The sequence below is a fragment of the Solitalea longa genome, from assembly GCF_002920915.1.
Classification (GTDB): Bacteria; Bacteroidota; Bacteroidia; order Sphingobacteriales; family Sphingobacteriaceae; genus Solitalea; species Solitalea longa.
Genome location: NZ_PQVF01000013.1, coordinates 24,020 through 37,787 on the forward strand (window position 1 = coordinate 24,020; position 13,768 = coordinate 37,787).

The following is a 13,768-nucleotide window of genomic DNA, read 5'->3' on the forward strand; positions in this document are numbered from 1 at the left end:
TATTCATGAGTGACGCGATTAAACACGAGTGCGGTATAGCACTAATCCGATTACGTAAGCCTTTAAGTTATTATCACGAGAAGTACGGAACGGCACTTTACGGTTTAAATAAACTGTATTTAATGATGGAAAAACAGGTAAACCGTGGCCAGGATGGCGCCGGAATTGCCACCATCAAACTAGACATTGAACCGGGAAACCGTTACATTAGCCGCCAGCGCTCAACCTCTTCAAGAGCTGTAACTGAGATCTTCGAATACGTATTAGGCAAATACGCCGATCTTCACCGTAAAAATCCAGAACTTTTACATGATGCACAATGGCTGAAAGAACACATGCCTTTTATGGGAGAGGTGCTTTTAGGTCATTTGCGTTACGGTACGCACGGACAAAACAGCATTGAAAACTGTCACCCCTTCCTGCGTCAGAATAACTGGCAAACCCGTAACCTCGTAGTTGCAGGTAACTTCAACATGACAAATGTTGATGAATTATTGGCTCAGCTTTATGAGCTGGGTCAGCATCCTAAAGAAAAAGCCGATACGGTGACGGTTTTGGAAAAAATCGGACACTTTTTGGATGATGAAAATCAAAACCTGTTCAATAAATTCAAAAAAGATGGTTATTCAAATGTGGAGATCTCTAAAAAGATAGCCGATCATTTGGATATAGCTAAAATACTTACCCGTTCGGCCAAAACCTGGGATGGCGGTTATGCTATTTGTGGTTTAGTGGGCCATGGCGATGCATTTGTAATGCGTGACCCTTCGGGCATTCGTCCGGCGTTTAAATACATTGATGATGAAGTAGTGGTAGTAGCCTCTGAACGTCCGGCAATTCAAACAGCATTTAATGTACCGGTTGAGGAAATTTCCGAAGTAAAACCCGGTCATGCGTTGATCATTAAAAAAGATGGAAGCTATTCGGAAGAAATGTTCCGTGAGCCGCTTGAACGTAAATCATGTTCATTCGAACGTATTTATTTCTCAAGAGGAAGTGATACCAATATTTACCAGGAACGTAAAAAACTGGGCAAATTAATGATCCCTGCTATTCTTAACTCTGTGAACAATGATCTTAAGAATACTGTATTTTCATTTATTCCCAATACTGCCGAGGTGGCTTTCTACGGAATGGTAGAAGGTGTTCACGACTATATTCGTTGCCAACAGAAAGATCTGTTGAAAAATGCTGATCAGCTTTCTGATGAGAAGATCGATGAAGTTCTGAACCTTAAACCAAGGGTAGAAAAACTGGCGATCAAAGATGCTAAGCTTCGTACATTCATTACTCAGGATGCCGACCGTAACGATTTGGTAAACCATGTGTATGATGTGACCTATGGCGTAATTAAAAAGGATACGGATTATTTAGTAGCAATTGACGATTCGATTGTTCGCGGTACTACTCTTAAACAAAGTGTTATCCGCATTCTTGATCGTTTAGGTCCTAAAAAGATTGTGATCGTTTCTTCGGCGCCGCAAATTCGTTACCCTGATTGTTATGGTATTGATATGAGTCGTATGGGCGAGTTCGTAGCATTTCAGGCAGCAATATCATTGCTTAAGAAAGCAGGGAAAGAGCAGTTGATAAAAGATGTTTACGATAGATGTAAAGTGCAGGAGAAACTTCCGAAAGAAGAAGTTAAAAACTTTGTAAAGGAAATCTATGCTCCGTTTACGGATGATGAAATTTCAAAAGAAATATCAAGGATTGTTACACCTGAAGGGATCAATGCTGAAGTAGAGGTGATTTTCCAGACCTTGGATAACTTACACGCCGCTTGTCCTAATGATTTGGGCGATTGGTATTTCTCAGGCGACTATCCAACCCCGGGAGGTAATAAAGTGGTAAACAAGGCATTTATTAACTTTATAGAAGGCAGAAACCAACGTGCTTATGCTTAATTAAGTATTTTTAATAAAAACAAAGGGATGAATTTTACTGTTCATCCCTTTGCTTTTTCACCCCCATTGAGACAAATTAATGAGGCTAATGATTGGAGTGCAACCCTATTTTATTGCCTTCAGAGTCGATAATAAAGGCATAATATCCATACTCAGGACTAATAATGGTTTTTGGAGTATCAATTTTTCCACCTACCTCGGCTATCTTATTTAAGACGTCGCTCATATTATCCCCACAATTTAAATAAATATAAACTCCGCTTTGCCCGGGATGGTGGTTCTTCCCTGAAACAATAGCTCCACTAACACTTCCAGCTTCACTTGGAAAGAAGCCCATTCGATCAGTACCCATCAGCATTTCAACCATGTCAAATGCTAAAATATGCGAGTAGAATTTCTTTGCTCGGTCAAAATCCGAAACCGGAATCTCAAACCAGTTAATGGCGTGTTTAGACATAGCGTAGGATTTTATTGAGCTAAGTTACTGAAAAATAGGTAATTGTAATTGTATAAAATAGTTAAAGCACTACTTGGTTGAAGACTTTGTATTAAGCAGATAACTGTTTGTGAATGCGAAGGAAGTACAAATTACAAAGTTAAAGTTCTTGAATATGCAGTTTCATAAATTGTCAAAGCCAATCTAACTTCGTACTTCTAAAATCTACCTTTCTTAAACGTGTTTAAGAATAACAGGTAGCAATAATCGAAAAACAGCATAGCCTACAATAATGGTTCCGGCAATACGGTTGAGCCATAAGATGTGCCGCTCACTGATCTTGCTACGATGCTTGCTTACAAAATAGGCTTTGATGATATCGGAGCTAAGAATGGTTAAAGAAGTGGCGACCAGAAAAAACGTTAGTAGTTCCGAGGGCTCTAAATGAGAATGTATGTCGTGGCTTTGAAATGATTCTTTGGCTTTAGTTGAAATAGTGATCCAATAAAACAGCATCATTGGATTAAGCATGCACATTAAAAAACCTTTGAAAAAATAGGCGGTGTTTTTTAAAGCTTTGGTCGGCTCGTAAACTATTTTAACTTTTTTAACAATATAATAGCTGCCAATTATCGTTAAAAACAATCCGCCAACAATGTAAATGATTTGCCGGTATTGCTCTTCAAAACCGATCAATAAACTAAAAACAACCGCTAAAACTATATAAACAACATCACTTAAAAACACGCCAAAAGCAAAGTAAACGCCTGATTTAAAGCCTTTACTAATGCTTATTTTAAGTAATGAAAAAAAGGTCGGGCCTGTAAGTAATGAGAGCACTAATCCAACAATAATTCCCGTAATAATGGCCAAAAACATCCGAACGTTTCCAAAAGGTTTCGGTAAAAATCTTACTTCTAGCTTAAAAACCCAAATTATTTGTGTTTATTTTGAGCTTTAATTAGAATAAAGGGAATTGATGAAGCGACCAGCATTTGATGATATTTTTATGCACCTGGCCATAGAACTGGCAGAACGATCACATTGTGTAAAGGCTCATGTAGGGGCGGTACTTGCCAAGGATACCAGAATTATTTCCATTGGATACAATGGTCCGCCTGCCGGAACGCATAATTGCGATGAAGAATGGCCAGAGCATGGTTGCGCACGTGATTCTAAAGGAAGCTGTTCATTGGCGCTGCATGCCGAGGAAAATGCCATCTTGTATGCTGTTAAAAATGGGGCCTCATTAGAAGGTTCTTCACTGTATATCACCTTATCGCCATGCCTGCCTTGTGCCCGAATCATTTTTACATCAGGTATTAAAAAGGTTCATTATTTAAAATCATATGCCGAGTATAAAGGCTTGCCAAGTGATGAGGGGGTTGACTTCTTAAGGAAGTTTGGGGTAGATGTAGTGAAGTACGAGCCGGTGGGTAGTTTTTAGTCGGTAGTCTGTAGTCCCTAGTCTGCAATCAGCAGTTCCAGGGGGAAGTTTCTAGTCGGTAGTAACCATTCCTTAATCGATAATTGTTTAAATGGAGTATTTTGTGTCATTCCTCCAAAGGAGGGATGTTTTTGAAGGAAATGCCTCCTTATATAGTTCTTAATATTTTGATTTACTTTTGGGATAGTTCTGTCTTTAGTGTTTTGTCGATTTCTCACTATGGACTGCAGAGTGAGTACTGTCTACTGAAGACTGCTGACTGTTTACTGCCGACTGACGAATTCTCAACTTCTTCTGTCAAATTTATTTGAAAAGCCTATCTTTGCGCATGCTGGAAAAAATTATCATCCTTGATTTCGGTTCTCAGTTTACTCAATTAATAGCCCGTAGAGTTAGAGAACTCAATGTTTATTGTGAAATCCATCCTTATAATCACCTTCCTGAGTTTGATGAAAGCGTAAAAGGTGTGATCTTTTCAGGTTCGCCACACTCAGTTCGTGAAGAAAATGCCCCTAGTGTTGATTTATCGTTGTTCCATAATAAATACCCATTATTGGGTGTTTGCTATGGTGCGCAGTTCCTGGCGCAAACCATGGGTGGTAATGTGTTACCTTCTAAAATCCGTGAGTACGGTCGTGCCAACTTAAGTACAATCAACAACGATCATGAGTTGATGAAGGGATTGACGGATAACTCGCAGGTTTGGATGTCACATGGTGATACCATTGCCGAGGTTCCGGAAGATTTTGAAGTTATTGCCAGCACCGACAGTGTTCGCGTTGCTGCTTTCCATATTAAAAACACTAAAACATACGGTATTCAGTTCCACCCGGAGGTAACACATTCTTTGGAAGGAAAATTGTTGCTGGATAACTTCCTGGTACAGGTTTGTGGCTTGTCTCAAAACTGGACCCCGAATTCGTTCATTGATACTACCATCGCCGATTTGAAAGAAAAATTAGGTGACGATAAAGTGGTATTAGGCCTTTCTGGAGGGGTAGATTCTACCGTAGCAGCAGTGTTATTACACAAAGCTATTGGCAAAAACCTTTATTGCATCTTTGTTGATAACGGTCTATTGCGTAAAGATGAGTTCGAAAATGTATTGAAACAATACGAAGGCATGGGGCTTAACGTAAAAGGTGTTAATTCGAAACAACGCTTTTACGATGCACTTGCCGGATTAAAAGAACCAGAAGCTAAACGCAAAGCTATCGGCCGTGTATTTATCGAAGTATTTGATGATGAAGCACATCAAATTGAAAATGTTAAATGGTTAGGACAAGGAACCATCTATCCTGATGTTATTGAGTCAGTATCGGTAAAAGGACCTTCAGCAACCATTAAATCACATCATAACGTAGGTGGTTTGCCTGACTTTATGAAACTTAAAGTGGTAGAGCCATTAAGATCATTATTTAAAGATGAAGTTCGCCGTGTTGGTAAAACCTTAGGTATTGCCGATGAATTATTAGGTCGCCATCCTTTCCCTGGTCCAGGTTTGGCAATTCGTATTTTAGGAGATGTTACTCCTGAAAAAGTACATATATTGCAACAGGCAGATGCGATTTACATTGAGAACCTAAGAAGTTCGGGCTGGTACGATAAAGTTTGGCAGGCAGGATCAATTTTCTTACCTGTGCAATCGGTAGGAGTAATGGGCGATGAGCGTACATACGAAAATGTAATTGCTTTACGCGCTGTTGAGTCAGTAGATGGTATGACGGCCGATTGGTGCCATTTGCCATATGAGTTACTAGCAAAAATATCTAACGAAATCATCAATAACGTAAAAGGAATTAACCGCGTTGTATATGACATCAGTTCTAAACCGCCTGCAACTATTGAGTGGGAATAATTTTTTGGGTGCGCTTGTTTTAACGGCGGCTATCACGGTTACTTCTTGTTCAAAAAAAGCAGTGCCACCTCCGGTGAGCCCAAGCAAACCAATTGAAAATACGGTTAAAGAAGATGTAGAGAAAGGTGCTAAAGAACCTGCTGTGTTTTCACGTAATTCAAACAAGATACCGGTAATTTCTTTAGTACTTCCTTTTAATGTGAACGAGGTTGATTTAACCACCGCGAACACTAAAAAGGATATGGAACCTGCTGCGGTTGCACTTGATTTTTATCAGGGCTTCCGTTTAGGCTTGGATTCTGCTACCCAAAGTGGTAATAAAATTAAACTGCAGGTTTTTGATAGTAAAGACGATTCTGTTGAGGCCAGAAGCATAGCTCGTAAACAGGCGATCATTAACAGCAATTTGGTTATTGGTCCATTGTACCCTGCAGAAATCCGTTCATTTAATCCAATTGCGGTCGAAAATCAACAGTATTTTGTTTCTCCGCTTTCACCACGTGTAGTTGTAAAGGGAAATCCATTTTTTATTGTGCCTGTTTGTCCATTGGAGATACATGCCCGGAAGGCAGCTGAGTTTATTATTAAAAAGTTTGAAACCAATAGAGTAATGATCCTAAAAGGTTCCGACTCTGATGAAGATAATTTTGTAAAACCATTTAAAGTTGCTTTTGAAGAGCAGAGTATTGGAACAAATATCAATGAATATCGAACCACTACCAATCTTTTCGATCCAATGGCCGCTAAATTGGTAAAAGGTCAAAATAATATCCTACTGATTTCCTCAGCCAATAAAGCATTCTGGCAAGCATTATTGAAGTTTTTGGATAAAAATTCGAAGGAATACAATTTTACCATATTCGCTTACCCGGGTTCTGAAAAGCTAACCAATTCATTGGGCTTGAAAAATTTAGAGAAGTATAATGTCTACTTCACTTCCTCTTATCATGTCGAAAAGAACGATCCGGGAACATCGGCCTTCTATACAAAGTATAAGCAGGTTTATGCAACCGATCCTAATGAGTATGCTATTAAAGGCTTTGATATCGGTTATTTCTTTGCAAAGCTGTTATCATCGCACATAACCGATTACGATAAGTACATCAACAAGTTTTATAACGGTATTCATAACAACTTTCAATTTGTTAAAACCGACAACGGCTTTTTAAATGAGAGCCTTAAAGTTTTAAAGGTTGAAAACTCCAAGTTTGTAGAACAAAAATGAGGTTCGACAACCAATTAAGGATAGCGGCATCTATTATCGAAGATTATAATTTCGAGATGCCGCTTTCTCGTTTTTTAGCAAATTACTTTCGGAAAAATAAACAAATGGGCTCGAAGGACCGTAAAACGGCTTCCGACCTTGTTTATTCATATTTTAGATTAGGTAGATCTCTTCAAAAGCAGCCGGTTGAAGAATGTTTGTTAGTGGCCCAGTTCTTATGCCGCTCGTCATTCAGCCCTTTGCTTGATCAATTGCAACCTGTTTTTAATCAGCAGATAGAACTTCCATTGGATGAAAAGTTCGCTTATTTAAAGACCTTGTATCCAACATTTAATCCATCCTTATTATTTCCTTTTTCAAATGAATTATCGGATGGGGTAGATAAGGAGACCTTTGTTCTGTCGCAATTAAATCAGCCAAAGCTTTTTATACGAGTAAGAAAAGGCGAAACCGAAAGGGTTGAGTTGAAACTTAGGGAATTCGAAATACCTTTTGAAAAGCTTTCTTCTACCTGTTTTGCTTTTAAGAATACTACTAAGCTAGATCATCTTTTTGAAGGAATTGTTCCCCGTCCATTTGAAATTCAGGATTACAGCTCGCAATCAACCGGTACTTATTTTAAACCGGCACAATGGGAGCAATGGTGGGACTGTTGTGCGGCCTCAGGAGGTAAATCACTCATGCTTTATGAACAAGAGCCGGGTATTAAACTTCTTGTTTCCGACATTCGCGAGAGCATTTTGGATAACCTTGATGAGCGTTTTAAAGCAGCCGGAATTAAAGGATATCACCGCAAAGAATTAGATCTTACGAAAAACCTCGAGCCATTTTTGCCGGGTAGAGAATTTGACGGGATTATTTTGGATGCGCCGTGTAGTGGCTCAGGTACTTGGGGAAGAACACCTGAAATGGTTTCGAACTTTGAAGATGGAAAAATAGAATGGTTCAGTTCCCTTCAAAAGCGTATAGCTACTAACATTGTAAAATGGCTTAAGCCTGGTAAACCCCTAATTTATATCACTTGTTCAGCTTTTAAAAAGGAAAACGAAGAAGTGATGAATTTTATCAGTTCGGAGCTTGGTTTTGAAATTGAAAGTTACCAGCTTTTAAAAGGCTATGAGAATTTCGCTGATACCATGTTTGTGGCAAGGCTGATCAAAAAATAAGGGGTTAATTCAAATTCTTCAAACTTTACTTGTTTGATAACGGTTAAAACGCTGTTTTTTATAATTCCTGCGCAATTAACTTTATGAAAAAATGCCCAATGAAACGGCGGGATCAATCAAAAAAATTCATTAAGCATTCATTTTGATTAAAAAAATGAAATTTTCCCTTGAACAAATACAACCTTGCAAAATATAATTTCAATAATTGTTAGTCGTAACTTCTTAAATTTCAGTAATATATAATTTACCTCAATATAACTTACTTGTTATGTAAGTTTAGCACCTAATGCAGTTACTCATTGTAAATTTGGGCATCATTACCAAACATTAGATACCTAAATATTAATACTATGGAAACTGTAAAAACGATGAAAACAAATTTGAAACTGGTTGCAATACTAAGCTTATCATTAGCAGTTGTTACTTTAAGCGTACAAGGTGGTACTCATAAGCCTCGCGTCACTTATGAAAAATCTTCAGCATCTTTAAGTATTCCTTCCGATACAGCGATTGTTAATCGTATTGAGGAAGTGAATCTTTGCTTGTCAACTACAATTCAGAAAAATTGCACAACCGTGGCAAGTGTTTACCATTCGAATACAACTAGTATGTTCAAAGTTCCGGAGAATGAGGTGCCTGCTGAAACTCAAGCCTTGAATGAACTTATAAGGTTTAAAATTGATGCCCAACCAGAAGTAAGCCTTGAGGAGCCGGTTGAATTAACTTTAGCAGAGTTAGTGAAATTTAAAGTTTCTACTGATAAAGAAGCAGAAATTCAGGAGCCTGAAAATTGTTCCCTTAGCATTTCGGAATTAATAAAGTTCCAGGCACCTACCCTTGATGATTCGGTAAGTCAGCTCGAGCAAATTGTTGAATAATGTGCTTTTTTTAGCACCTTAAAATGACATGGCACAAATTGTCCTTATAATTAATAGGGACGATACTCAATACTATAAATAAGTTTGAGGTAGACTGTATCCTTATTTCCGATTAATTTATAAGGATGAAATTACTTAACTCCGTCGTTTTGTCGTAAGAACTCCAGGATTTGTCGGGCCTCATCATCAGTTACATTTTGAAAAGTCATTTGGGTGAGGTGTTCTTCCAGAAGAGCTTTTGCAATAGGATCTTTTTTGGTCATTTCTTCCGGGTTGGTCATCATGTTCATGATCCATTCAGGGGTACGACGTTCTGTTACACCTTTTAAGCCCGGGCCTACAATTTTTTGGTCGGTGGTTTTATGACAGGCCGAACATTTTGAAGTAAATGCAGCTTCTCCTTTTTTGGCAAGATCTGCATCCAATCCGTCGATCTTCACCTCCGTAAATTTACCTACTCCTTTACTGTCGCTATGTACCTTTGTGTCTACAGCTGCCGATTCAGTTGTGCCTTCTGTTGCCTGGTTTTCAGAAGCAGAAGAATCTTTCTTTTCAGATCCTCCACCACATCCAATTAATACTAAAACAGCCATAATTGTTAAAGATGCCAACAGATTTCTCATTTGGTTTTTTTCGAATGTTTTCATACAAGATCGCTTTTGGGGTTAGCTAATTTACCAAAAAAAGCATTATCAGAGTTAGACGTGAATCACTGCTTTTCTGTTGTTTTTGTGATATAATTTAACTTTTAATGATTTGCATAATAAAAAAAGCCTGGTGAATAATAAAATTCAACCAGGCCTCATTCTCAACATTTCGCTTAGTTTTAGGAAGGTTCAAAAAACAGGTTATAGATTTTTCTTTTTAAAAATTTTCACACAAACTAATAAGGGAATAATGAACCAAACCAGCAGGATGGCTATAGAAATAAAAATGCCCCAGTTGGTGCCCAAAATCGTTTTATATAATGCGCCGGTATAGCCCATTAAGGCTGAAACGTCCATTTGGAGCATCACAATTATTCGCCCCAAATCAATGGGGTTAAATGCAGTAAGTACCAATACCGTTTTTTCTAAGGGGTAATCGCTGAAACTGTACAATATGCCCAGAATCAATCCATCATAAATTACAGAGAAGAAGAACCAAATCAGTAGCGACAATCCCATGCCTTTGGCTTTATCTCGCGTGGCAACCGAGCATAAAAATGCCAGCGATGTAAAAATAAGTGATAGTAGTATACCTGTATAGAATAAAGTCAAGGCCAACGGGTTTAGCGCATACATACAAATAGGAATGCCCAAACCAATTATCAAAGCCACTGTAAGTGAGCCAGCAATTCCTAAATATTCCCCCAACAAAATATTGGTCCGTTTTAATGGTTGGGCCACCAGCAGTTCAATAAATTCGTACGAATTGTAAAAATAGCTGGTAGTGAAAATCATCGAAACCAGCGGTACAATAATGTTTATAATGGTTAACAAGCTGCTTACGGCTTTATCAGGATTTTCATCAAGGTAAAACATGCAGCAGGAGAGCACAAACAAAAACACAGTGTAGGCAATAAGAATTTTATTGCGCACAATATCGTGCAAAACGTATTTAGTTACTTTCAACATAAGTTTCAGCTTTAAGGTATTGCATAATAGCTTTTCCAAGTTTGTTTTCGCCGGTTATATCTTTCAAGTCGGCAATGGTATAATTAAACTTAATCTGGCCTTCCATCATGTACAGAATTTGGTCGGCGAGTTCGTCAACTTCGCTCATAATGTGCGAGGTTAATAGTATCAGTTTACCTTTTTCTTTTTCCTTGTGAATTTTTGCTTTCAATATTTCAGCAGCTACTGGGTCGAGACCTGCAGTGGGTTCATCCAGTATCAGTACCGGTGGATCGAACAAGCAGGCTAAAGCCGCACTCACTTTTTGCCTTGTTCCGCCTGAAAGGGTTCGCATTGGCTTATTAAACATAGAAGGTAAATCAAATTGCTGCAGCAGATCTTCGTCAAGGGCCTTTTCTTTCCTGATATCTTTCATCATCTCAAACAACTGGCCTATTTTCATATTGTCGGGATAACGGCCTATCTGAGGCATATATCCAATCTTTTTTTTGTAATATGGGTCGATGTTGGTGTCTTTTCCTTCAAACAAAATAGTGCCTGAATCAGGAATGACCATACCTAATATCGATTTTATGAGCGTAGTTTTTCCTGAAGCATTCGGCCCTAATATTGAAATAACTTGTCCGGGCTCAAAAGTTGTTGATATGCCTTTCAGCACATCCAGCTTGCCAAATGATTTACGTAGTTGATTGATCTCTATCATCTTGCTATAGATTGCATGCGTGGTTGTTCGTCTTTAATAATTTCCGGAGTTATTGAAGGGATGGCTTTTTCAGCCTTGTCGAGCAAGTTTACCATCAGGCTGCGCATCAGCATAACAGCGTAAGGCATTTTCTCAAGCACCTGAGAATATAAGCTTACCGGACGATAGGGGACATCTCCTATCTTATTGCGGTCCATATCATAACCTTCGTATTTATCCCAATAATTATTAATGAATTTATTTTGAAAATGAGTTCCGTTGGTAGATAGATCGAAAGTGTTTCCTTTGAAATTATTGTTTTCGAAATGATCGCTTTCACAATTGGCGAGTAACCGTATGGCCCAACCGTTTTGAAAAAAGTCGTTATTGGTAACATTAATGCGGCTGCAGCCTTCAAAATATATTCCGGTAGTATTTAAGCTGAATTTATTGTATTCAATACGACTATCACTGATGTCTTTCAGCAAAAGGCCATATGACGAACTGCCTGTATTCTTTTCAAATACATTTTTAAGCATGGTAATTCGCTTGGTATACATTACAGCCACACCTGAGCCATTATTTCTAAAGGTGTTACCAATGTACTTGTCGTCGTCAGAAAACATAAAATGCAAGCCATAACGGTTGTTTTGCTCGCTCAGGTTGTTTTGAATCAAGCTTTGTTTGGCAAACTCGAAATAAATGCCATCGCGATGCCTGCGAATTGTATTGTTTTCTATTTTGATGCGATTACACTGCCATAAGTGAATGCCGTTGCCTGATTGAGTAGGGTGGCCGGTACCAGTAAGGTTGTTGTTGCTGACCAATACATCATCTGCATCAGACAAATAAATACCGAAAAATGTATTTTGTAAGGTGTTATTGATGATCTTAACATTATTGGCCTTAAAAACACGAATGCCTGCATAATCTTTTGAAGAACCGTTATTGGTGTTTTTGATAATAAAACCGTTAACTGTTACCCCATTCGCTAAAATGGTCAATACTTCGTCTTTTCCTTTACCATCCAAAACAGGTTGCCCTTGTCCAGTAAGAGTTATACTTTTATTAATGACAGTATTTAAGGAAGGGTAAATCCCTTTTTTTACAATGATCTCATCACCATTTTTACTGGCAGCAAGTGCTTTTTCAATGGTGGTGTATTTTTCTTTGAGACCCACTATCAGCTTTTGCTGTGCCAATGCAATGCAACATTGGGAAATAAGCAGTATGAAAAGGAATACTATTCTTCGTACCATCTTGAAGGATTATAAAACAAATATACAATCAATTGGGTAAATAAAAGACCTTTTTATCTTTTATTTTAAAATTATTAAATCAATCATTTAGGGAGATGTTATGGCTATGAATTAGAACAAAAAAGCATTGGAAGTTGCTGAAACTGCCAATGCTTTAATAAACAAAATGAAAATTTTTATGAATAGGGTAGATGAATAATGTTTAGTGAGTACGAAGCTTTTTCACTTGTTCCCAGGTTAACAATTCACCACCTGATTGTTGTTGCATTTTTTCGGCCTCCTTTTTTGTACTAAGGGCAGCCAAATGACCTCCCATTGGGCTATTAATGTTTTCTCCATGCAGGAAAACTGCTTTCTGAGCGTCAATTAATTCGTTTGGTTGCGAATGATTGGTAACATAAAACTGTTCAAGGTTTTCTGTTCCGGTAAGCACATAATCAACCATACATTCAGCCGAATCAAATTTGAATACTTTGCCGTTTTTATTAATGATCTCGGCCCCAAATTTATCGTCCATGATGTTCATTTTGCACATATCACAGGCATCAGTGCCATAACTGATTGGTTGTGGTTCTTTCTTATTACAAGCCGCGGTTAACAGCAGCAGAAGGAGAAGATAATTTCTCATGATTAACTTTCTTTATCGAACGTAATTCAACAATGCAAATTGCAAATGCAGTAAGAATAGGTGTTATCACCATCCAACCGCCAATTGCCGGAAATGAACCTGCCAAAAAGTTCAACAATTGCTTGTACCCTAACAATGGAGGCTGATACGACATACCAGGGACCTTTATAGCAGCCATAGGATCGAGATTGTGGCCATAATCGTATTCCCAAAGGTAAAAATCAATGGCGCCAGCAATACCAAAGGCTATCAGCATAACGGCCCATGTATACAGCATTTTTTTACTGTTTTTCCAATACGTTAACAAGCCGAAACCTATAAAAAATGCTATGAGGTAGGGCAATGCTTTAAGTTCTACAAACTCTTCAGCATGGATATGTTTCATTCCAATGTAATGGTTCAACCCATTAACCTTATCCACATCACCGGTTATATTATTGATCAATATATTCATTTGCAAGCCTTCGGGGTATTGTGGGGCTTCCAATGAAATGGTCCAGATTGGGAAAATATAGGCACCGAGCATCAATAATGCACACACCAGCACCAATATTCGTGAAGACTTTTTCATGTAACTGTAATTTTAAGGTTTGATTCTCCAAGGGATGAATCGAACTCCTTTTTAGGAGTTAAACAACCGTAACCGAAGCTAAAAACACGGCTACG

Annotated in this window: 14 protein-coding genes; 6 read left to right on the forward strand and 8 right to left on the reverse strand. The window is 38.2% G+C overall.

Going from position 1 to position 13,768, the window contains the following annotated elements:
• Nucleotides 1-5: 5 nt before the first annotated feature.
• Complete coding sequence (locus C3K47_RS16330) at nt 6-1,907, forward strand: amidophosphoribosyltransferase (RefSeq protein ID WP_103790235.1); 1,902 nt, start codon at nt 6-8, stop codon at nt 1,905-1,907.
• 85 nt (nt 1,908-1,992) lie between these two features.
• Here C3K47_RS16330 and C3K47_RS16335 read toward each other — a convergent pair whose 3' ends face one another.
• Both C3K47_RS16335 and C3K47_RS16340 read right to left on the reverse strand, forming a co-directional pair.
• Nucleotides 1,993-2,364 carry a VOC family protein gene (locus C3K47_RS16335; RefSeq protein WP_103790236.1) on the reverse strand — a complete coding sequence of 124 codons (372 nt, stop codon included), beginning with the start codon at nt 2,362-2,364 and terminating at the stop codon, nt 1,993-1,995.
• Nucleotides 2,365-2,577: 213 nt separating this feature from the next.
• The gene (locus C3K47_RS16340) at nt 2,578-3,222 is read right to left on the reverse strand and encodes a LysE family translocator (RefSeq protein ID WP_103790237.1); all 645 of its coding nucleotides are present in this window, start codon (nt 3,220-3,222) and stop codon (nt 2,578-2,580) included.
• Between the two features lie 100 nt (nt 3,223-3,322).
• Here C3K47_RS16340 and C3K47_RS16345 point away from each other — a divergent pair, with 100 nt between their 5' ends.
• The 5 genes from C3K47_RS16345 (at nt 3,323) to C3K47_RS16365 (ending at nt 8,917) form a co-directional block, all read left to right on the forward strand.
• A complete protein-coding gene (locus C3K47_RS16345) occupies nt 3,323-3,790 on the forward strand; it encodes a deoxycytidylate deaminase (RefSeq protein ID WP_103790238.1) in 468 nt (155 codons plus the stop codon).
• A gap of 328 nt (nt 3,791-4,118) precedes the next feature.
• Entirely contained in the window at nt 4,119-5,648 is a 1,530-nt protein-coding gene (gene guaA / locus C3K47_RS16350; protein WP_103790239.1) for a glutamine-hydrolyzing GMP synthase, read from the forward strand.
• The gene (locus C3K47_RS16355; RefSeq protein ID WP_103790240.1) at nt 5,605-6,873 is read left to right on the forward strand and encodes an ABC transporter substrate-binding protein; all 1,269 of its coding nucleotides are present in this window, start codon (nt 5,605-5,607) and stop codon (nt 6,871-6,873) included. Before guaA ends, C3K47_RS16355 begins: the two co-directional genes overlap by 44 nt.
• The gene (locus tag C3K47_RS16360) at nt 6,870-8,039 is read left to right on the forward strand and encodes an RsmB/NOP family class I SAM-dependent RNA methyltransferase (RefSeq protein ID WP_103790241.1); all 1,170 of its coding nucleotides are present in this window, start codon (nt 6,870-6,872) and stop codon (nt 8,037-8,039) included. The genes C3K47_RS16355 and C3K47_RS16360 overlap by 4 nt, the downstream gene beginning before the upstream one ends.
• Before the next feature lie 350 nt (nt 8,040-8,389).
• Nucleotides 8,390-8,917: a hypothetical protein gene (locus tag C3K47_RS16365; RefSeq protein WP_103790242.1), complete on the forward strand. Its 528-nt coding sequence runs from the start codon at nt 8,390-8,392 to the stop codon at nt 8,915-8,917.
• A 131-nt stretch (nt 8,918-9,048) separates the two neighbouring features.
• Here the strand turns inward: C3K47_RS16365 and C3K47_RS16370 are convergent, their stop codons facing one another.
• The 6 genes from C3K47_RS16370 to C3K47_RS16395 all read right to left on the reverse strand — a co-directional run bounded on the left by C3K47_RS16370 (nt 9,049) and on the right by C3K47_RS16395 (nt 13,673).
• Nucleotides 9,049-9,564: a c-type cytochrome gene (locus tag C3K47_RS16370; RefSeq protein WP_103790243.1), complete on the reverse strand. Its 516-nt coding sequence runs from the start codon at nt 9,562-9,564 to the stop codon at nt 9,049-9,051.
• 201 nt (nt 9,565-9,765) lie between these two features.
• Nucleotides 9,766-10,533: an ABC transporter permease gene (locus tag C3K47_RS16375; RefSeq protein WP_103790244.1), complete on the reverse strand. Its 768-nt coding sequence runs from the start codon at nt 10,531-10,533 to the stop codon at nt 9,766-9,768.
• The gene (locus C3K47_RS16380; RefSeq protein WP_103790245.1) at nt 10,517-11,236 is read right to left on the reverse strand and encodes an ABC transporter ATP-binding protein; all 720 of its coding nucleotides are present in this window, start codon (nt 11,234-11,236) and stop codon (nt 10,517-10,519) included. Before C3K47_RS16380 ends, C3K47_RS16375 begins: the two co-directional genes overlap by 17 nt.
• On the reverse strand, nt 11,233-12,474 hold the full coding sequence (locus C3K47_RS16385) for a nitrous oxide reductase family maturation protein NosD (protein ID WP_103790246.1): 1,242 nt from the start codon (nt 12,472-12,474) through the stop codon (nt 11,233-11,235). Before C3K47_RS16385 ends, C3K47_RS16380 begins: the two co-directional genes overlap by 4 nt.
• A gap of 202 nt (nt 12,475-12,676) precedes the next feature.
• On the reverse strand, nt 12,677-13,102 hold the full coding sequence (locus tag C3K47_RS16390; protein ID WP_103790247.1) for a nitrous oxide reductase accessory protein NosL: 426 nt from the start codon (nt 13,100-13,102) through the stop codon (nt 12,677-12,679).
• Nucleotides 13,056-13,673, reverse strand: coding sequence for a hypothetical protein (locus C3K47_RS16395; RefSeq protein ID WP_207765316.1), 618 nt, complete (start codon nt 13,671-13,673; stop codon nt 13,056-13,058). Before C3K47_RS16395 ends, C3K47_RS16390 begins: the two co-directional genes overlap by 47 nt.
• Nucleotides 13,674-13,768 lie beyond the last annotated feature (95 nt).

Coding starts and splice junctions, on each gene's coding strand:
- C3K47_RS16335 (WP_103790236.1), bottom strand. CDS start 2,364: ATGTCTAAACACGCCATTAACTGGTTTGAGATTCCGGTTTCGGATTTT.
- C3K47_RS16395 (WP_207765316.1), bottom strand. CDS start 13,673: ATGAAAAAGTCTTCACGAATATTGGTGCTGGTGTGTGCATTATTGATG.
- C3K47_RS16360 (WP_103790241.1), top strand. CDS start 6,870: ATGAGGTTCGACAACCAATTAAGGATAGCGGCATCTATTATCGAAGAT.
- C3K47_RS16390 (WP_103790247.1), bottom strand. CDS start 13,102: ATGAGAAATTATCTTCTCCTTCTGCTGCTGTTAACCGCGGCTTGTAAT.
- C3K47_RS16380 (WP_103790245.1), bottom strand. CDS start 11,236: ATGATAGAGATCAATCAACTACGTAAATCATTTGGCAAGCTGGATGTG.
- C3K47_RS16370 (WP_103790243.1), bottom strand. CDS start 9,564: ATGAAAACATTCGAAAAAAACCAAATGAGAAATCTGTTGGCATCTTTA.
- C3K47_RS16355 (WP_103790240.1), top strand. CDS start 5,605: ATGACATCAGTTCTAAACCGCCTGCAACTATTGAGTGGGAATAATTTT.
- C3K47_RS16345 (WP_103790238.1), top strand. CDS start 3,323: ATGAAGCGACCAGCATTTGATGATATTTTTATGCACCTGGCCATAGAA.
- C3K47_RS16340 (WP_103790237.1), bottom strand. CDS start 3,222: ATGTTTTTGGCCATTATTACGGGAATTATTGTTGGATTAGTGCTCTCA.
- guaA (WP_103790239.1), top strand. CDS start 4,119: ATGCTGGAAAAAATTATCATCCTTGATTTCGGTTCTCAGTTTACTCAA.
- C3K47_RS16385 (WP_103790246.1), bottom strand. CDS start 12,474: ATGGTACGAAGAATAGTATTCCTTTTCATACTGCTTATTTCCCAATGT.
- C3K47_RS16365 (WP_103790242.1), top strand. CDS start 8,390: ATGGAAACTGTAAAAACGATGAAAACAAATTTGAAACTGGTTGCAATA.
- C3K47_RS16375 (WP_103790244.1), bottom strand. CDS start 10,533: ATGTTGAAAGTAACTAAATACGTTTTGCACGATATTGTGCGCAATAAA.
- C3K47_RS16330 (WP_103790235.1), top strand. CDS start 6: ATGAGTGACGCGATTAAACACGAGTGCGGTATAGCACTAATCCGATTA.